17 protein-coding genes are annotated in these 19,023 nt (G+C 52.0%); 13 read left to right on the top strand and 4 right to left on the bottom strand.

Features of this window, described 5'->3' with window-relative positions; translation table 11 throughout:
* The first annotated feature begins 702 nt into the window (after positions 1 to 702).
* Positions 703 to 2,055, top strand: coding sequence for an aspartate aminotransferase family protein (locus OXG87_10785; GenBank protein MCY3870036.1), 1,353 nt, complete (start codon positions 703 to 705; stop codon positions 2,053 to 2,055).
* 99 nt (positions 2,056 to 2,154) lie between these two features.
* Here the strand turns inward: OXG87_10785 and OXG87_10780 are convergent, their stop codons facing one another.
* Both OXG87_10780 and OXG87_10775 read right to left on the bottom strand, forming a co-directional pair.
* The gene (locus tag OXG87_10780) at positions 2,155 to 2,724 is read right to left on the bottom strand and encodes a DUF1080 domain-containing protein (protein MCY3870035.1); all 570 of its coding nucleotides are present in this window, start codon (positions 2,722 to 2,724) and stop codon (positions 2,155 to 2,157) included.
* Positions 2,725 to 2,753: 29 nt separating this feature from the next.
* Positions 2,754 to 3,941, bottom strand: a complete 1,188-nt coding sequence (locus OXG87_10775) for a M14 family zinc carboxypeptidase (GenBank protein MCY3870034.1) — start codon at positions 3,939 to 3,941, stop codon at positions 2,754 to 2,756.
* Between the two features lie 120 nt (positions 3,942 to 4,061).
* On the opposite strand from OXG87_10775, the gene OXG87_10770 reads away from it, so the two are divergent.
* Complete coding sequence (locus tag OXG87_10770) at positions 4,062 to 5,447, top strand: sulfatase (GenBank protein MCY3870033.1); 1,386 nt, start codon at positions 4,062 to 4,064, stop codon at positions 5,445 to 5,447.
* Here the strand turns inward: OXG87_10770 and OXG87_10765 are convergent.
* A complete protein-coding gene (locus OXG87_10765) occupies positions 5,444 to 6,430 on the bottom strand; it encodes a phytanoyl-CoA dioxygenase family protein (protein MCY3870032.1) in 987 nt (328 codons plus the stop codon). The genes OXG87_10770 and OXG87_10765 overlap by 4 nt on opposite strands.
* 96 nt (positions 6,431 to 6,526) lie before the next feature.
* Here OXG87_10765 and OXG87_10760 point away from each other — a divergent pair, with 96 nt between their 5' ends.
* Positions 6,527 to 7,270 (top strand): creatininase family protein, encoded by a 744-nt coding sequence (locus OXG87_10760; protein MCY3870031.1) that lies wholly within the window; start codon positions 6,527 to 6,529, stop codon positions 7,268 to 7,270.
* A gap of 70 nt (positions 7,271 to 7,340) precedes the next feature.
* Here OXG87_10760 and OXG87_10755 read toward each other — a convergent pair whose 3' ends face one another.
* Positions 7,341 to 7,823 carry a single-stranded DNA-binding protein gene (locus tag OXG87_10755; GenBank protein ID MCY3870030.1) on the bottom strand — a complete coding sequence of 161 codons (483 nt, stop codon included), beginning with the start codon at positions 7,821 to 7,823 and terminating at the stop codon, positions 7,341 to 7,343.
* 168 nt (positions 7,824 to 7,991) lie between these two features.
* Between OXG87_10755 and OXG87_10750 the strand changes: the two genes are divergently transcribed.
* The 10 genes from OXG87_10750 to OXG87_10705 all read left to right on the top strand — a co-directional run.
* Positions 7,992 to 8,939 carry an aldo/keto reductase gene (locus OXG87_10750; GenBank protein MCY3870029.1) on the top strand — a complete coding sequence of 316 codons (948 nt, stop codon included), beginning with the start codon at positions 7,992 to 7,994 and terminating at the stop codon, positions 8,937 to 8,939.
* A gap of 10 nt (positions 8,940 to 8,949) precedes the next feature.
* Positions 8,950 to 10,140, top strand: a complete 1,191-nt coding sequence (locus OXG87_10745; GenBank protein ID MCY3870028.1) for an MFS transporter — start codon at positions 8,950 to 8,952, stop codon at positions 10,138 to 10,140.
* Between the two features lie 14 nt (positions 10,141 to 10,154).
* Entirely contained in the window at positions 10,155 to 12,089 is a 1,935-nt protein-coding gene (locus tag OXG87_10740; protein MCY3870027.1) for an NAD(P)/FAD-dependent oxidoreductase, read from the top strand.
* A 6-nt stretch (positions 12,090 to 12,095) separates the two neighbouring features.
* Positions 12,096 to 14,522: an ABC transporter permease gene (locus OXG87_10735; protein ID MCY3870026.1), complete on the top strand. Its 2,427-nt coding sequence runs from the start codon at positions 12,096 to 12,098 to the stop codon at positions 14,520 to 14,522.
* 78 nt (positions 14,523 to 14,600) lie between these two features.
* On the top strand, positions 14,601 to 15,020 hold the full coding sequence (locus OXG87_10730; GenBank protein ID MCY3870025.1) for a hypothetical protein: 420 nt from the start codon (positions 14,601 to 14,603) through the stop codon (positions 15,018 to 15,020).
* Between the two features lie 83 nt (positions 15,021 to 15,103).
* Entirely contained in the window at positions 15,104 to 15,634 is a 531-nt protein-coding gene (locus tag OXG87_10725) for a MaoC family dehydratase (GenBank protein MCY3870024.1), read from the top strand.
* Positions 15,635 to 15,639: 5 nt separating this feature from the next.
* Positions 15,640 to 16,509, top strand: a complete 870-nt coding sequence (locus OXG87_10720) for a CoA ester lyase (protein MCY3870023.1) — start codon at positions 15,640 to 15,642, stop codon at positions 16,507 to 16,509.
* Positions 16,510 to 16,526: 17 nt separating this feature from the next.
* Positions 16,527 to 17,732 carry a CoA transferase gene (locus OXG87_10715; GenBank protein MCY3870022.1) on the top strand — a complete coding sequence of 402 codons (1,206 nt, stop codon included), beginning with the start codon at positions 16,527 to 16,529 and terminating at the stop codon, positions 17,730 to 17,732.
* Between the two features lie 171 nt (positions 17,733 to 17,903).
* The gene (locus tag OXG87_10710; protein MCY3870021.1) at positions 17,904 to 18,584 is read left to right on the top strand and encodes an SfiI family type II restriction endonuclease; all 681 of its coding nucleotides are present in this window, start codon (positions 17,904 to 17,906) and stop codon (positions 18,582 to 18,584) included.
* A 27-nt stretch (positions 18,585 to 18,611) separates the two neighbouring features.
* Positions 18,612 to 19,023: DNA methyltransferase (locus OXG87_10705; GenBank protein MCY3870020.1), on the top strand; the 412-nt coding region annotated here is incomplete at its 3' end.

The raw sequence follows: 19,023 nt of genomic DNA, 5'->3' as shown, positions 1-19,023 counted from the left end.
CAATCGACATCCATTGGCAAACTGAGGATAGGTGATAGAATCATAGCGATTCTCACTTTTGTATCTGGGAAAGCCAGCTTTCTCGCCTGTCTTTGACTTCTGTTTGAGACGCCGAAAGAAACTTTTGAATGCCAAATCTACTCTGTGTGATACTTGTTGCAACACTTGACTATATACGTGCTTGAAAGCGGCGTGTTGTTGTTTTAACAATGGTATTGTTTTGGTCTGATCATATTCAGAGAGAGACTTATTCTCATTTTTCCATGCTTGTATTCTCGCACAGAGTAGTTGATTATAGAGAATACGACATTCGTCAATATGCGCCAGCAAGATTTGTTCTTGCTTTTTGGTTGGGCGCAATCTATATTTTAATGACTTAACCATAATAAAAATATATAGTTATGTGCTGTTTGTGTCAAGTTAAAAATAGAATAAATCTTGTTGATGAAGTGCTGGTGCACTTGTACACCGCTCCCCCGCCACCGATAGTCCCTCTTTGACTATCCCCCAAGCTAAAGCCACCCCATACATTCTAAGCCCTTCGCCCTGCGACCCAAGCCTGAATGACTTGGGTTTTACGGGCTTTTCAGATAAATGCGCGCAAGTGTGAGTGAAGTGGCAGTTGCATGCACATGCTCAGAACCGTATCTTTTACCGACAGTGGGAGATTATGTAGATACTGAAAAATCGAAAGGACAAGAAATGAGCGATTTGTTGATCGAAAAATATATGGCAAAGACGCCAAAGTCCCGCGCTTTGTACCAGCGGGCGCGGGAGACTTTTCCCAGTGGAGTGACGCACGATACGCGCTATTTGATGCCCTATCCGCTTTCTGTTGCCCGGGCACAAGGGGGGCGGAAGTGGGATGTGGATGGGTGTGAGTATGTCGATTATTTTGGGGGTCACGGTGCGCTGATTTTGGGGCATAATCATCCGGAGGTGACCGAGGCTGTGCGGGAGCAGTTGAGCAGGGGGACGCATTACGGGGCGTCACACGAGTTGGAATTGGAATGGGCAGAGCAGATTATTCGGATGGTGCCGTGTGCCGATAAGGTGCGTTTTACGTCGTCGGGTACAGAGGCGAGTCTTTTGGGGTTGCGCGTTGCGCGCGCTTTTCAGAATAAGTCGAAGATTCTGCGTTTTACGACGAATTTTCACGGTTGGCACGATCAGGTGGCTTTTGGTGCTTCGACGAGTTTTGACGGTACGCCGCCGAGTGGTATTACAGAGGATCATATCGAGAATGCCGTGTTGTGTGAGCCGAATAATATCGATCAGGTCACACAGGCGCTTGAGAGTCGGGACGATATTGCCGCGGTTATTCTGGAGCCGACAGGGGCGAGTTTTGGGCGGGTTCCCACGCAGGGTGAGTTTTTGCGCCAGCTTCGCGCTCTTGCTCGAGAACACGGGGTTTTGCTCATTTTTGATGAGGTGATTACGGGTTTTCGCGTGGCACCCGGGGGTGCTCAGGAATATTACGGGGTGACGCCGGATCTGGCTCTTTTTGCGAAGATTGTTGCGGGTGGTTTTCCCGGTGGCGCGATTGCGGGGCGCGCGGATTTGCTCGATGTGATGACGTATCGCGACGATGCTTCGTGGAATAACAGATACCGCGTGCCACATCAGGGTACGTTTAATTCGAATCCGGTTTCAGCGCGTGCAGGGTTGACGACGCTTAAAATTGTTGCGGAAGATGATATTACTGACCGGGCCAATCAAAATGGCGAGGTGTTGAGAAACGCGCTCAATGATGTTATTCAGAGACGCGGGGTGAACTGGCTCGTGTACGGCGAGTTTTCGGGGTTTCAATTTTTGCCGTTGTCCGAGGATCAGACGTACACTTGTTCGGATATTTACGATGGTACAGTGCCCCATTCGGTTCTCAAGGGCGGGATTTCGATGAAGCAGATTCATCAGCTTCGCTGCGGTTTGATTGCAGAGGGGGTCGATGTGATGCCCTGGCCCGGTGGCGTGATTTCTGCGGTTCACAGCGATGCGGATATCGATCAGACTGCTCAGGCGTTTGATCAGGTGCTGAAGGCGTTTAAGGCATGAATATTCAGGTGATTTAAGGGTTAATGTTGTAGGGGACGGTCCCCGTGCCGTCCCGTGCGTCATCGCGGCATGGTGTTGAGCCGCGATCCAGTGGTTTTTTTATGATACCTTAATGCGTACATTCCGAAAATTAATGGGGCTGCGGTGGTTTTGAAGGCCGATGTATCCGGTTTTCAAGCGGTCTTTGAGGTCCGGGTGTTTGCTTGTGTCACAGGATATGACTTCGCGTCCGTTGATGATGACGTTTACCATTGTTCCTTGGCAGGATACTTCAATGGCGTTCCATTCTCCCGCCGGGTGAGACGGATCGGACGTGGGGGCGACCGCATCGTAGATGGCGCCGTTTGATTTATTGTTGAGTGGGTCGTGCGGTACGTCGTAAATTTGTATTTCCATTCCCTGATAGGCGGGGCGTCCTTCTTCGCTTGTCCGCAGGAATATTCCGCTGTTTCCTCCCGCGCTGTTTCGATAGTCCAGGCGCAGTACAAAGTCTGTGTACATAGCTTTGGGGCGTATCCATCCCCTGCCTTCGCCATTGCATACTATCAATCCGTTTTGGACTTCCCAACCTTCTTCCGGTCCAATAATTCTCCAGTCGTTCAGGTCTTTGCCGTTGAATAAGGATGTGAATCCTTCCGCTTGTTCTTCTGGGGACAGGTGTGTTGCCATTGGAGTTCCTCCATAAATGGGTTATGCCTCTACGATGTACCAGTTTCCCGCCATTTGATGAGCGCGTGGGCGACGGTTTCTACCATTTCTTTGACGTCGGCGTTGTGCGCGTCAATGCTGTCGGGGATGGCTTGTAAAAAGGTGCGGATTGTGCCGGCTTGTTCGCAGATGTGTTTGTCGCCATAGACGTTGTGTTCGGGTTGTCGGGGGTCGATCAATACTTTCCGATTTTTCAGCGGTTTGACGTGGTAGTTTTCGAAGATTGCTTGTTCGAGGATTTTCGCTTTTGCCCGAAGATGATGCGGCATGGATGCTTTGTCGTGCATGCCAATGCTTCGCGTGAAGTCTGGCCGCGTAAAGTGGGCGTGGACTTCTATGGATGCATCTGGCTTTTTGTCGAGGAAGTACTGCCACAGTGCCGCGGTTTCTCTGGGCGCGCTTTTGCCTTCTACGAGGTGGTTAATTCCGAATTTTGGGACTTCGCCCATGGCATTGGTTACGCTGCGTCCTTCACAAACGCCGTCGGGATTTGTGATGGGCATGAGGCAGAATTGTACGTGGTCTAATAATCGCTGTGTGTTTGCGGTTGGGACGGTCAAGCTGTGGGCTATGTGCAAGATGCCCCAGGATACGGGTTCGCAGGATTGCATTGTGGCATCGACGAGTAGTGTCAGGTCGCGCGGTTGGGTTTCCAATACGCAGATTGGTCGTCCCTGAGCAGAGTGACCGATTTCCCGGTATGTCCAGATGTCGTATTGTTGGGATAGTTGTTGCGCTTTTTCGCAGACGACGGATGGGTCTTCATAAGGGGCGGATGCGATGCGGATGGTTTCTCCGGGTTGGATGTGAACGGATATGTCGATGTGTTCTGTTGGGTGAAAGTCCGTGTTTTCATAAGGTACCCACGCCCATCCCGTGTTTTCTCGCCAGATCCACCAGGGTGGATACATGTAGTTCGCGCCTTTTTTGCTGAGTAGGAATCGCAATATTACCCGTTTTGCGCGGTTGCCGAGGTGACGCACGCGCACATGGGCCATGTATTCTTTGGGTACGCCTGCACCGTCGAATAGTTCGTCCAACAGGTCCTGGAACCATTGCGGGATTTCTTCTTTTTTGTATCCAATTTCGCTTATGCCGGATTCTATTATCCGCATTTCTCTGGCACTGCTGCACGGGAAGTTGTCGTCGATGATGATGTCGCCGTTTTTGAGTTTCATTTATAGACCGATGTGGTTTTTTCGCTGGTGCGCAGATCTTTGACTTGCTCTGAGTGTGCATTATATTGTGTCGAGTGTTTTTAATCAATTCCTAAATTTACCAGTGGAAGGGGATTTTCCATGTCCGATGATAGGCCAAATATATTGTATGTGTTTTCAGATCAGCAGCGGGCGTCTGCGATGGGGTGTTATTATGGCGATGAGGATCTCAATACGCCTCAATTTGATGCGTTTGCCGCTGAGGGGATGCGTCTGGATGCAGCGGTTTCGAGTACGCCTGTGTGTACGCCTTATCGCGCGATGTTGATGACGGGCAAATACGGCCATCATACGGGGGTGACGACCAATCGGTTTTATCCCGATTTGAGTGTGTATCCGTGTATTGGCACGGCGCTTAGCGCGGCCGGGTATGGATGCGGGTATATTGGCAAGTGGCATTTGGGCGAGATTCAGGTCGATGCGGGCGATCCGTTGCGTCTGGGTTTTGACGATGAGTGGTATGTGGGTGATAATGCGCATAATTACTACGAGTGGGCTTATGCCACGGATAGTAGGGACCCGGTTGCGGGTGGTGGCTTTTATCGACCGCAGATCGAGACGGATAGGGCGATTGAGTATATTAAAAATCGGGCGGGATCTGGACCGTGGTGTTTGTTTATGTCGTGGGGTCCGCCGCATCCGCCGCTTATAGCACCGGATCCCTATGTCGCGCCTTATCTGGATAGGGATTTGAATTTGCATCCGAATACGTCAAAGCTATCAGGTGATAGGGCGAGCGCTGTGAGCGATTGGTACGCGCATTATTACGGGATGACTGAGGGGCTGGATATTGAGTGGGGGCGGTTGATGCGCGCGCTGGAAGAGAGCGGGCAGGCGGATAATACGATTGTGATGTACTCATCCGATCACGGCGAGATGCTGGGTAGCCAGGGTTTGCGGGGCAAGCGATGGCCTTATCGAGAATCTACGCAGGTTCCGTTTTTGATTCGGTGGCCGGGCAGGGTTGAGGCTGGTTGTAGTTTGAGTATGCCGTTTGGTACGCCGGATATTTTTCCGACTTTGTGTGGGTTGACGGGTGTCGATGTTCCCGCTGATCTGGATGGGGGAGATTTTTCGGGCGCGATTCTGGGGCAGCCCAATGCGCGTACTCAGGCGTATGCCTATACGACGATGCATCACACTTTTGCAGTGTGGCCCGGGTGGCGTGGGGTGCGAACCGAGCGATATAATTACGCGCGTTTGGAGAACGGTCCCTGGGTTTTGTTCGATCTGGAGAACGACCCTTACGAGGAACGCAATCTGGTGGGGGAAGATCCCAAATTGGTTGCTGAGTTGGATAGTCTTTTGCAAGAGGCGATGGGTACATGCGGGGATACGTGGCGCGGGGTGAGCCAGGCGTGCGGCGATTGGAAGGCGTGGTTGGGAGAGAAGCAGGTTCAGCAGCAAGGGCCGGACGCCGTGTATCCAGGTTCTGAGGCGGTCAGGGAATGGGCGCGGGGGATTTAACACACCATCCCGCGTTTGGCGCGAATGCCATGGGCGGGTGGGTCGTCGCCAATCCAGCGTTCGTCAACGGGTTCCGATGCGAGTTGATAGCGCGTGTCGGATGATATGCGGTATTGTTTGGAGTGGTTGTCGGAGCTTGAATGGAGGGTGTACATCGAAAATATCAGCAGGTCTCCCATTTCGTATTCCGATACCAGCCAGCGTCCGCCCAGTTCTTTGCGGGTGGGTATGGCATTAGAGGAATACGATCCGCTCGAGTTCCACTTTATAGAAGCTCGTTCTTGATTGGTCAAGTTCCGCCCTTCGGCGCGTGCGCGTTCTACTATTTCCTGGGCATCGTCTTTGTTTTCGCAGTACAGATCGACGTCTGTTGAGCCATATCCCGCTTTCAGATCGTGCAATTTGTGTGAGTTTTCGAGTAACATCAATCCGCCCATGTAGGAGGGTACATCGCCATAGGGTATCCAGGCGGTGTAGAGGTTTTTTGTTCCGCGGCCCATATAGACGATGTCGCAGTGTGGATTGGTGGCGGTGTGCAGTCCGGGCTGTTTGGCTCGAAACCAGGTGTAGTCAAAGTAGCGCGCAGGTCCGTCTAAAAAGAAGTCAAAAAACGACATGATCGGGCCTTCGTGGATTACTTTGTCCAGGGGGGGATTGTTGCGCGCGAGCAGGGGCATAAACGATCCCGTTGCGCGTCCGTCAATTTTCTTTTTTGAGGCTGCAATGCCGTCGATTGCGGGATAGCGTTCGTCTAATACACCCGCGCCCATGAGCCGATCCATGACTTCCTGGCGAGCGGCTAATACTTCATCTTTGTTCAGGTAATTTTTGAGAAATAAGTAGCCACTCTCTGTCATTCGGCGGTGGAGTTCGTCGCGATCATCTATCGCGTCATTGGATGTGCGCAAGCCGCCAAAGTCGTCCGACGAGTGGCCCAGGGGTTCGCCCTGATACGTGAGTTTTAATGCTTTTTCCAATTCCATAAATGCCTCCAGGATATTTTGTTGTGTAATATACGAAAATAATTTAAATAAACAATGCTGTCCTATATTCTAAACTCGCATTTTTAAGGAGTTTTTATGTTTCTCGCCAATATGACTTCTCCCGATGTCGATGCTTTGTCGCGGGATCTGGTGGTTATTATACCCGTGGCGTCGCTTGAGCAACATAGTCTGCATTTGCCGGTGTTTACAGATACGATGATTCTTCAGGAGGTGGTCAATCGCATTGAGAAGCGGTTGTCTGGGGATGTGTTGATACTTCCCGTTATGTGGCTGGGGTATTCGCAGCATCACATGAAGTATCCCGGTACGGTTTCTGCGTCGTCCGAGACGCATCTGGCGATTATGAACGATGTTCTCGCTTGTATGATTGAACACGGTTTTACGCAGTTTCTGCTCATTAATAGCCACGGGGGCAATGAGCCCAATATTTCGGTTTTGCGCCAGCGCGTTATGGAGTGGCATGAAGATATCAATCTCTATACGACGACGCCGTACGCCGAACCGTCGAATAAGAAAATTAATGAAATTTTGTCGCTGGGGACAAAGGGATCTGGACATGCTGGCGAGTGTGAGACCGCTATGATTATGGCGATAGATCCCGATCTGGTGAAGACAGATGCGTTACACAGGGATGGGCAACGCCGCCAGGAGAGTATTCCTGGTTTGCGTCTGTACAAGCGGTTTGATCAGAATACCGAGCACGGGGGGTTGGGCGATCCGCGCCCTGCGACGGCGGAGATGGGCGAGCAGATTTTTCAAGTTGCCGAAGATTTTCTGGTTGGGGCTATACAGAAGATTTATCGGGGGAGAGGGGATTAGGTTCCACAGATGTATAAAAAATAATAAAGCCCGCACAGAAATCGTGCGGGCTTTGTCGTTTGTATCGCGACTAAAATGGCAGGTCGTCGTCTGCAGCATAAGGAGGTGGATCTGAAGCGGCTTTGTCGTCCGATGCAGAATCTGTTGGCTGTGATCTTCCCTGAGACCCGTCACCCTGAGGCGCGCCGCCATAGCCACCATCCACACCTCCCATTTCACCGCGAGCATCGAGCAGTTGCATATCGCGGGCAACTACTTCGGTGGTGTAGCGCTTTAGCCCATCTTGCCCTTCCCAACTGCGCGTTTGTAACTTGCCTTCGATATAGACTTTGCTGCCTTTGCGCAGATACTGGTTGCAGATTTCAGCCAAACGGCCCCATACCACAATGCGGTGCCATTCGGTGCGTTCTTGTCTTTCACCACCGCTGTCGGTCCAGCTTTCGTTGGTGGCGATGCTGAAGTTCGATACGGCTGTGCCTCCTGGCGTGTATCGAAGCTCGGGATCGGCGCCAGCATTGCCGATCAAGATAACTTTGTTGACTCCTCGTGCCATACGTGGCCTCCTTAGGATTGAAGTATGCGTTTCAGGGATCATGGCACGACCCTGTAAGATTTAGTACGAATATACTTTTGCCTGTGGGATTTGTCAAGGTGACATTGGTTAAAATAATGGCGAGGGGTGTTGCTATATCCTATATTGGATACATTCAAAGGAGGTTTTATGGAATATCGCATATTGGGGCGCACGGGTTTGAAGGTTTCGATTATGGGGATTGGCGGCGGTGGACCTACGCAAATGGGACAAAATACAGGTGTCGATCAGGCGGGTGTGAATCAATTGGTGCAGCGCGCGCTGGATCTCGGTATAAATTTTTTCGATACGGCTGCTGCGTATGGCGAGAGTGAAACGATTATCGGAAATGCACTTAAGGGCGTGCCACGCGATGATTATATTCTGGCGACGAAATTTCACGCCCATCGTCACAAGAGTGATGAGTTTGTGGGTCCAGAGGAAGTCGTCGATACTATTGAGCGCAGTTTGAAGCGTTTGCAGGTGGATTATGTCGATGTGATGCAGTGGCACGGTGTTCGTCCGCATCAGTATTCTGAGGCTATTGAGGGGCTGTGGCCCACGGTGGAGAGGTTGAAAGATCAGGGGAAGTTCGGGTTTATCGGGGTGAGTGAGACGTATGCCGAAGACCACAAACACGAGATGTTTTCTATGGCGCTGTCGGATGATTTATTCGATACGGCGATGGTGGGTTACAATTTGTTGAGTCCAACGCCCGAGCACGAGGTTTTGCCTATGTGTCAGGAGCGAGATGTGGGCGTGATTTGCATGGTTGCTGTTCGGCGGGCACTGGCCAGACCCGATGTGCTCAAAGAGCGCATTGCGTATGCAAAGGATAAGGGTTTGATTGCGCGAGATGCGCTAAAAGATGAGGATCCGTTGGGATGGCTGATCAAGGGCGATGTTACGTCGTTGCCCGCGGCGGGGTATAAGTATGTGAATGCACACCCCGCGATGGGTGTGGTGCTGTCGGGGACCGCTAATATCGAGCACTTGGAGGAGAATGTGAAGGCGATTCTCGGTTCGCCTTTGCCAGATGAAGATATGGCGCAGTTGCGGTCTATTTTTGGCGATGTGTGGGAGCCGTTGGGGAATTAAAGGAGTTTTTTTGAATAATCCAATTTCTGAGTGGAATCGGGACTTTCGGTTGCTGGCGCTTGCGGTTGCTTCGCAGGGGATTTTTTTTGGCGTGCAGTTGACGCTTTACAACAACTTTGTTGTTGATCGCCTGAATATCGACGCGCACGAATTGGGATATGTGGAAGCCCTGCGCGAGGTGTCGGGGTTTATGAATGCGTTTTTTGTCGCGCTGATGGTGCGGTTCGCGCCTCCTGTTGTGGCTGCGATTTCGCTGATGGTTATGGGTGCGGGCATTATGGCTTATGCCCAGGTTGATTCGGTTTTTTTGCTGGCGGTGTATTCGTTTGTGTGGGGTGTGGGGTTTCACTGCTGGCTCCCTATGGAGCAGTCGATGGCGTTGCTTTTTTCGCCAGAGGGTAAGAAGGGAAAATGGTTGGGGCAGTTGCGCAGTGTGAATAGTGTGGCGTGGTTGTTGTCTATTCTGATTTGTAAATTGGCTTATGATTTTGTCGGGTACAATGGTTTGTTTATTATGGCGGGTGCCGCTACTGTGGGCGGCGGTTTTGCCATTTTGTTTGCGTCTCGCAAGCGGCCACCCGACGAGCGGAGTTTTGTGTTTAAGCGGCGGTATGGTCTGTATTATGCGCTGAATTTTTTGCAGGGTATGCGGAAGCAGATGTTTATTACGTTTGCGATTTTTGCTCTGGTGAAGATACACGGGATGCCCGTGCATACGACGATGATTCTGGTGCTGATGAATCAGACGTTGATTACGCTGACTGCGCCGACGATGGGCAAGTTGGTGGATCAGTACGGCGAGCGGAAGATGCTGTCGCTCAGTTATATCGGGTTGACTTTTGTGTTTGTGGGCTACGCGGTGGTGACGCATCGACCAACGCTGTACGTTTTGTATTGTGTCGATAATATTATCTTTTTTGGCGGGATTGCGCTGACGACGTATTTGCACAAGATTGCGCCGGAGTCGGATCTCAAGCCGTCGCTTGCGATGGGTGTGACGATGAATCACGTGGCTTCGGTTGCGGCACCGCTTTTGGGCGGTTTCGCATGGCACTATTTTGGCTATCAGGTGATTTTCTTTAGTGGTGCTGTTCTGGCTCTGATTTCGCTGATTGTGAGTCAGTGGGTCGATCCCGAAGGGCAGCTTCAGCGGGAGCGAGAGGAGATGCCGGATGGCGTAGCTGCACAACCTGTGTCGTGAGTGGAGAGAGGAAGATGGCTGGTCAGGCGTTTGATACATGGGAACCGATTGTTGAAGATGACGAGGCGATCCGGGCGGCGTTGGAGGATGCGAATATTCCGGCGTTGATGGTTTCACTGGTGCATTTGACCGGGGATATGGGCATTGTGCGGGGGGAGATTCGTCCACGGGCGAGGAATCTGGCGGATCCACAGGCGGGTGTGAAAGAGGATCAGCAGGCGGTTGTTCGGGAGATTGCTTTTGAGGTGTTGAAGGCCTATCGGGATCGCGGTTGTACTCTGCCTCCTGCACCGGACCGGGCGCGGGTTTGGGAGATGATGAATTTTATGATTGGAGAGGAGATTCCCGAAGATTACGGGGCGTTTTTGGAGGGGGAGTTGTCTTTGAATGGCGAGGATCCTTTTGTGCCTCCGGGTATGGATGATTTGCCCGAGGATAAGAAGAGAGATTTTCGCGTGTTGATTATTGGGGCGGGGATGTCCGGGTTGCTGGCGGCGCATCGGCTTCAAGAGGCTGGGATTTCGTTTACGGTGGTGGAGAAGAATGCCGATGTGGGTGGGACATGGCTGGAGAATACGTATCCCGGATGCCGCGTTGATAGTCCGAATCATTCGTATTCCTATTCTTTTGTGCCCAAGAATTGGCCGCAGTATTTTTCTACGCAGCGGGTGCTTCTCGATTATTTCAAGCAGTTTGCAGCGGATTTTCGCCTGCGCGAGCATGTCCGGTTTCAGACAGAGGTTGTGTGCGGGCGTTTTGATGAAGAGGGCAAGGTCTGGAAGGTTGAGGTGCGGGACAAAGAGGGGGTGCGGCAGACGATTGAGGCGAATGCCATTATCAGCGCTGTGGGGCAACTCAATCGCCCGAAGTTGCCGGATATTGCGGGGCGCGAGTGCTATCGGGGGATTGCTTTTCATTCTGCGCGATGGCCGCGGGAATGCGATTTGGCGGATAAGCGCGTTGGGGTGATTGGTACGGGTGCGAGTGCCTTTCAGTTTGTGCCGGAGATCGCAAAACAGGCGCGCGAGGTTTTTGTGTTTCAGCGCACGCCGCCCTGGATTCAGCCCAATCCGCATTATCACGCGGATGTACCAGCGGGGCAACACTATCTTTTGAATCATGTACCGTTTTACGCCAAGTGGTTTCGGTTGTTTATGTTCTGGCGTTCGGCAGAAGGGATGCTCGGTGCGGCGAAAAAGGATCCGGCGTGGCCGCATCAGGAACGCGCGGTGAGCAAGGCGAATGACAAGGTGCGCCAGCGGATTATAGAATATATCGAGTCGGTGCTGGGCGATGATCCCGAGTTGATGCAGAAGTGTATTCCAGATTTTCCGCCGGCTGGCAAGCGCATGTTGTGGGATAATGGTCTGTGGTTGCACACTCTGAAGCGGGAGAATGTGCATCTTATTACGGATCCGATTGCGAGGATTACGGATTCTGGTTTGGAGACGCGGTCGGGTGAGGACTATGATTTTGATGTGCTGATTTACGGCACGGGGTTTCAGCCGAGTCGGATGTTGTGGCCGATGACGTTTGAGGGGGTTGGGCGCAGGGATTTACAGGCGCATTGGGATGGCGATCCTCGCGCGTATAAAGGTGTTTCTATTCCGGGATTTCCCAATTTTTTTTGTATGTATGGGCCAAATACGAATATTGTTGTGAATGGGAGTATTATCTTTTTTTCTGAGTGCGAGATGAGGTATATCCTGGGGTGTATTAAGCTTTTGATTGAGACGGGACGCGCTGCGATGGATTGCAAACGGGATGTGCACGATCGGTATAATGAGCGTATTGATGCGGGTAATCTGGAGATGGCCTGGGGTGCGCCAAATGTTCGGAGCTGGTATAAGAACGAGGCGGGTCGGGTGACGCAAAATTGGCCGTTTTCAATGCACGAGTTCTGGAAGCAAACGCGGGCGCCCGATCCCGAGGATTATGTGTTTGTTTAGATTCTCATGTTCTCTAACTATTTCACCATCGCATGCCGCAACCTGTGGTCGCACAAGCGCGATACGCTGATCAATTTGCTCAGTCTTATTGTGGGGCTGTCGTGTTGTGTGATGGCGATTGTGATTATTTATTCCGAGATGAGTTATGACCGGTTTCATCCGGATGTGCATCGCATTTATCGGGTTTTGCGGGAGCGGGTGAGCAATGAGCAGGTGCAGGTGCGGTGGCTGACTTCGGGGGCGCTCGCGCGGACACTTGAGGCGGAGATGCCCGAAGTTGAGTTGGCGTCCAAGAATCGCATTTATCCGGTTGTGGTGCGGTATGAGGACCGAGAGCTTACGCTGGTGCAGGGGCAGGTTGACGACCGGTTTTTTGAGCTGTTTCACTTTCCTTTTGCTATTGGTGATGCCAGCGCGTTGTCGCAGCCGTATCGGATTGCGATTACGCAATCAGCGGCTGAGCGGTTGTTCGGCGAGGCCGATCCCATAGGCAAGGTTATTACGATTCGCGAGCGGTATTACGGTGGCGATTATACGGTTGCCGCTGTTTTGCAGACGCCTCCGAGGTTTTCGTCCATTCGGTTTGATTTGTTGCATTTTACCAATGGGCGGACAGTGGAGGCTATTTTTGATTGGACGCAGTGGCGGGGGCTGGTGCAACAGGCGGGTATTGAGACTTTTGTGCGTTTGCGCGATGGGGTAGATGCAGGTGAATTCGAAGCAAAGATGTCGGGTGTTATTGAACGGCATATGGGTGCGGATGTGCGCCGCATTCTTTCGTTTCGCTTGCAGCCTCTTGCGCGGGTGCATCTGTATGGGATTCGGGATTACAATTTGCCTTCGGGCGGCAATGTGCAGGCGCTCTATCTTTTTGCGGTGATCGCGGTGCTGGTTCTGGCGATTGCGGCGATCAATTTTGTCAATCTCGCCACGGCGCGTTCGATGTATCGGGCGCGCGAGGTGGGGATGCGAAAGGTGGTTGGCGCGCGTCGCGGTCAGTTGGTTCAACAGTTTTTGTGCGAGACGGTTTTGCTCGCGCTTTTCGCTGTGGTTGTAGCCGTGCCTCTGGCGCGCGTCGCGCTGTTGGAACTGAGTGCGTGGACGGGCGCGCATTACGCTCTTGACGCGCCGATGCTGTTCGTGCTCTTGCCGGGTCTTTTTGCGCTTGCCGTGTTCGTGGGTTTGATGGCGGGAGTGTATCCCGCGTTTTATTTTTCGGGGTTTCGTCCGGCTGATGTGCTCAAGGGCGTCGCGTATTTGCCGGGTGCGCGGCTTCGGCAGGTTCTGGTTGTCGCGCAATTTGCTATTGCCATTTTGCTTATGATTGTTGCGGATGTTATTTATCGGCAGTTGGACTTTATTCAGCACAAGGATCTCGGTTTTGACAAAGAGCATCTCGTTTTGCTGCCGATCTTTAAGCTGGATCGTCGGCTCAAGACCAATGAGGATCCCTGGCTCGTGGCACAGTACAATACTGTAAAGCAGGCGTTTTTGGAACATCCCAATATTGTTTCGGCGTCTGCTTTTCGCTTTTTGCCCGGGCAAGATGGCGGTGGTTTTGTGCGGATTGTTAAACCGGAAGGTCAGGATCATACCGAGTGGCGAATGCCCGTGCAGGAGGCTGATGAAGATTTTTTTGCTACTTTCGGTGTGTCCATTATAGCTGGTCGCACGTTTTCGCCCGGGGTTGAGCGCGACCGCACGCATGCGTATATTCTCAATGAGACCGCTGTGCGCGCGCTTGGGTGGACGGTGGAGGATGCCGTGGGGCGGCGTTTTGGAAGGGCGCGTTCAGAAGATGATGCCAGGGGGACTGTGATTGGCGTGATTGCGGATTTTCACTACGCTTCTCTTCGTGAACCGATTGGTCCGGCGGTTTTTGCTTATCGGCAGTGGTTTTTCGATTATCTGGCGTTGCGGGTGCGCGATTTTTTAGCGGTTCGACCCTTTCTCGAGGAGACCTGGGATACATTTATGCCAGCCGATAAGCCCTTTGCGTTTACATTTCTCGATGAGGAACTCGATGCGATTTATCGGGCGGAAAGGGTTTTGGGGCAGGCTGTTATCGCTTTTGCCGGGTTGGTGTGTTTGCTGGCGTGTTTGGGTTTGTTCGGTCTGGCGGCTTTTACGGCTGAACGCCGCAAGCGCGAGATTGGTATTCGCAAGGTGCTCGGTGCGTCTATTTCAAGTGTTGTTTTGTTGTTGTCCAAAGCGTTTTTGAAGCTGGTGCTTGTCGCCAATCTCATTGCCTGGCCCGTTGCCTATTATTTTACAAATACCTATTTGCAAAATTTTGCGTATCGCACATCCCTGAGTTTATGGTCGTTTGTGTTGTCGGGTTTGCTCGCGCTTCTGATCGCACTTTTGACGGTTGGTACGCAGGCGTTCAGGGTTGCGCATACTAATCCAGTAGAAATACTGAGGCATGAATAGGTGTAAAAGTACTGTAGGAACTCACGCCTTTCTAACACGTATAATACTGAAATTGGTCACTACTACGGAGGTCCTCCTATGTTCTTCACACTTCTTCTCATCACTCTCGTCGTCGCCGCTCTCGTGTCTTTTATTGCCGTGCGTGCATTTAGCAGCGCGATCAATAGTATTCTTCACCGGCTTATTGACGATGCGATAGCAAGCGCGTGGGTGCGCTATATGAAGTTTGCGATTTTTGTGGTGGGTATTTCTGGCGGTGTGCGTGTCCGTTCACTGGAGCGTTATATTCTGCCGCAGGAGTCTTTCGATTCCGCAGGTGAATCCCGAGATATGCCTCCCTTTGAGTTGACTACCGAACGCTGGGTGCTCGAGATCTATCGCACGATTATCGAGTCCCTGCAATCTATCGCGTGGATGTTGCTCGTCTTTTTTATTGTTTCACTCGGTATGTACATTGTCGTGCGTATCTTTGAGATGCGGGGAGGGACGAACGAGTGATGAGTAGAGAGGGGCGATAAAGCGGTGGACATCGGATTGTAGCAATTTATATTAGGCGTTATTTGACGACGCAAAGGGGTCTTATGGAGAAAATAGAGAAAAAAGTGATACCGGGCTGGACCGGGAGATGCTATGAGGATTTCGAGGTGGGCGAAGTCTATCGAAGCCGGTTCGGGCGGACGGTGACGACGGCTGACAATCAGTTGTTTACACACCTGACCCTGAATACCAATCCGCTTCACTTTGACGAGGAGTACGCCCGCCGGACGCGGTGGGGAAAGATTCTGGTGAACAGCACGTTTACGCTCGCGCTGGTCGTGGGAATGAGTGTCCCGGACGTGAGCGAGCAGGCGATGGCGAACCTGGGTTGGAGCGAGATCCGGCTTCCAAACCCGGTATTTGTGGGCGATACGCTCTATTGCGAGACGGAGGTGCTCGCCAGGCGAGAGTCAAAGTCGTTCCCGGAAGCGGGCATTGTGAAGGTGCGCACGCGGGGCGTGAATCAGCACGGCCGCGTCGTCATAGATCTGATTCGCAGCGTGATGGTCTATAAGAGGGCGCATGCGCCGTTGGCGGATACTTTTCCCGAAATTCACGAGGAGAAAGAAGGGTGAAGTCGATGCGGTCCTGGCTTTTTGTGCCGGGGCACCGGCAGCGTATGATCGACAAGGCTCTGGGGCTGCCGGCGGATGTGCTGATATTCGATCTGGAGGACGGCGTCCCGGAGGCCGAGAAGGATGTTGCGCGCAGCCGTGTCGCTGCCGCGCTGGATGGCGCGCGTGGCGGCCCAATGCGATTCGTCAGGGTTCACGAGGCCGGTTCCTCCGAATTGGACGCCGATCTACAGGCGATGATCGCGCGTGCGGGGCTGCAGGGACTCGTGTTGCCCAAAGTGCAGGGACCGGCGGATGTGCTTCAGGTGTGCCAGTGGCTGGACCGGCACGAGACCAGAGCGGGTATTCCATCCGGAGGCGTCGGGCTTCTGGCAATCATTGAGAGTGCCCGGGGTCTGGTTCAGGCGCCTGCGATCGCATCCGTTACACCCAGGCTGGTGGGGCTTATGTTCGGCGCGGAGGATTTCGCGCTGGATATGGGCCTCTTTTCGCATCCGGGACAGGGATTGGTCAATTACGCTCGGTCGGCGCTGGCGGTGGCTTCAGCAAGCGGACAAATCCGGGCTATAGACAAGGTGTTTACGGACATCGGTGATCTTGACGGGCTGGCCGCGGAGGCGCGGCAGGCCAGGGATCTGGGGTTTGCCGGAAAAGCTGTGATCCATCCGGGTCAGGTTGGGGCAGTGAATGAAATTTTCAGTCCCACGGAGGTCGAGGAGAGGTGGGCACGGCGAATTGTTGAGGCTTTTGAACGGCGGGCAGACGAAGGCCCGGCGACTGTAGATGGCCGGATGGTAGATAGGCCGATTCTGGAACGGGCGCGATGGATCCTGGATCGTCTTGAGGGAAAGCCCAATGACCAGCAGGCCGATTGAAAAAGAAGAGGGTTAACTTGCACGATCAAAACCAACATCCTCCCCTGCATGGAATAAGGATTGTCTCGGTGGAGCAGTTCGGAGCGGGTCCGTGGGCAACGATGATGCTGGCGGACCTTGGGGCGGAGATCATCAAGATCGAGAATCCCGAGACTGGTGGCGATGTCGCGCGTTATGTGCCTCCCTATACCGCTGAACAGGATAGCGTGTATTTCCAGAGTTTCAACCGGAACAAGAAGAGTATGACGCTGAATTTGCAGCATCCAGGAGCGAGGGAGGCGTTGCATCGGTTGGTGGGGATTTCGGATGGGGTGTTCAACAATCTGCGCGGAGACCTTCCGGCCCGGCTGGGTCTGGACTATCCGGCGCTGAGTGCAATCAAGGCTTCAATTGTGTGTTGCTCGCTTTCCGCGTTCGGACGGCATGGGTCTCGGGCAGGCGAACCGGGATACGATTATCTGATGCAGGGATATGCCGGATGGATGAGTCTTACGGGCGAGCCAGACGGTCCACCGACGAAGACAGGACTTTCTCTCGTGGATCTCGGCGCGGGCACCATGGCGTCCTTGGGCATGGTCAGCGCGATTTTCCGCGCCAGACAGACGGGCTTGGGGTGCGACGTAGATGTGAATTTGTTCGATACGGCACTGGCGAATCTGGGATATGTGGCGGCGTGGTTCCTGACCAGAGGGTATCAGGCGCATCGGACGCCCGATTCTTCTCATCCGTCACAGATTCCGTCGCAGGTGGTGCCGACTAAGGACGGATGGCTCGTGATCATGTGCGCAAAGGAGAAGTTCTTTCAAAATCTAGTACGCGTTCTGGGGGTGCCGGAACTGGCGGAGGATTCCCGGTTCTGCTCTTTTGCGGATCGCCTAGAGAATCGGGATATCCTGGTTCCGATTCTGAAGGATCTATTTCGCAAGAAGACAACCGCCGATTGGCTGGCACTGCTCAAGGACAAGGTGCCCTGCGCGCCCGTGAATACGGTTGAGCAGGCTTTTGCCGACCCGCAGGTGGCCGAGGATAATATGATACTGGAGTTGCCGCATCCGGAGTTCGGAGCCGTTCGAGTGGTGGCGAGTCCCATAGATGTCGGCGGCGGATCGGTTGAACCCCGACACGGGCCTTCATTGGGAGAACACAACGAGCAGGTTCTGAGCGAATATCTCGGATATTCAATATCAGAGATTGAGAAACTTCGAAGCGACGGCGCCATTTGAATGATCGCATTCTGCTTTCAAAATCTGCAACACGAACGCCAGACGGTTCAAAATGGGGTTGTGGTTTGCGGCAGGATATAACACTTGGCGGTGGTTGACAGCATATAAATTTCTGTCTATGTTTGTAGCAAAATCAAATATCCATTTTGAAGTCACACATCACGTAAATACATGACGGAAAAAGACCCCAAAATTTTATCCCTGGATGAAATCGAGGAAATCGAAAAGCTCACGTTGCGTTGGATATTTCAAGCGGTTTATGATTTTGGAATGGAAGCACATGAAGTATTTTTTAGGTCGCCCGATAGTGTTAAAGATATTGCTGAAGATATAACGCGAGAATTGCTTGATCGGCTTTCCGGGTTTAATGTGCAACAGAGAGTATATGGAACAGTCGATTATAAAAAAGCAAGATATGTGATCCTCCCTGATCAAACCGTCAGACAGGCATTATTTATTGACTCAAAAGCAGAAAAGGAAAATCGTTCTGCAACGATTCAGATGTCACAGACTTCCATGTGGGTGAGACAAAGGCGATCTGGTGATCAGGTGAATGAAAAAGGATTCTTGCCAGAAATATCCAGATATGAAGATAAAAATTATCTCACAACGACATGCCTTATCCATTTTAGATACGATGACGATCATTTAGGTCGCCATCATTTGCGTGAAGTGACGATTGCAGCAATTCCAAATGGAAAATTGCAAGAAAAGTATAATCCAACGGTTGATGATGGTATCTGGCTGGCTGGTAGAAATGCACCGACATTAGGTGAAGATTTCAGAGTAAGAGTAGGCTTTAGCAGATTAAAGGCCAAGGCTTCGTGGCGAGTACAAACGCTTACCTATTGATCAAAAAGGATAGGAGTGTATAGGGTCATGGCAATCGTAAACTTGTTTAAATCACTTACACCAAACGCGATATATCACGGCGATTCGCAGGAGCTTTTGGGGAGAATTGAGCGGGAATCCATTGCGCTCAGTATCTGGTCGCCTCCGTATTACGTCGGGAAAGAATACGAGAAGGATTTATCATTTGAAGATTGGAAAAATCTTCTGCAAAAGGTGATTAAGCTACATTTTCCCATTGTGAAACCCGGCGGATTTTTGGTGATCAATATTGCCGATATATTGTGTTATAAGGATGATACGATGCCGAAAATTATGGCGGAAAACATTTCTCGTCGGAAAATTAATCTTACAAAAGAAGACATACTTAAGGTTGTACAACAGCATCCCAATTGGAATAGGTACAAACTTGCAGAACACTTTGGGTGCAGCGAGCAAACAA

This window comes from Gemmatimonadota bacterium (assembly GCA_026706845.1).
In the GTDB taxonomy this organism is placed as follows: Bacteria; Latescibacterota; UBA2968; order UBA2968; family UBA2968; genus VXRD01.
Note: the sequence above shows the minus strand (reverse complement) of the source record. Positions and strands in the feature narration are given on the sequence as shown.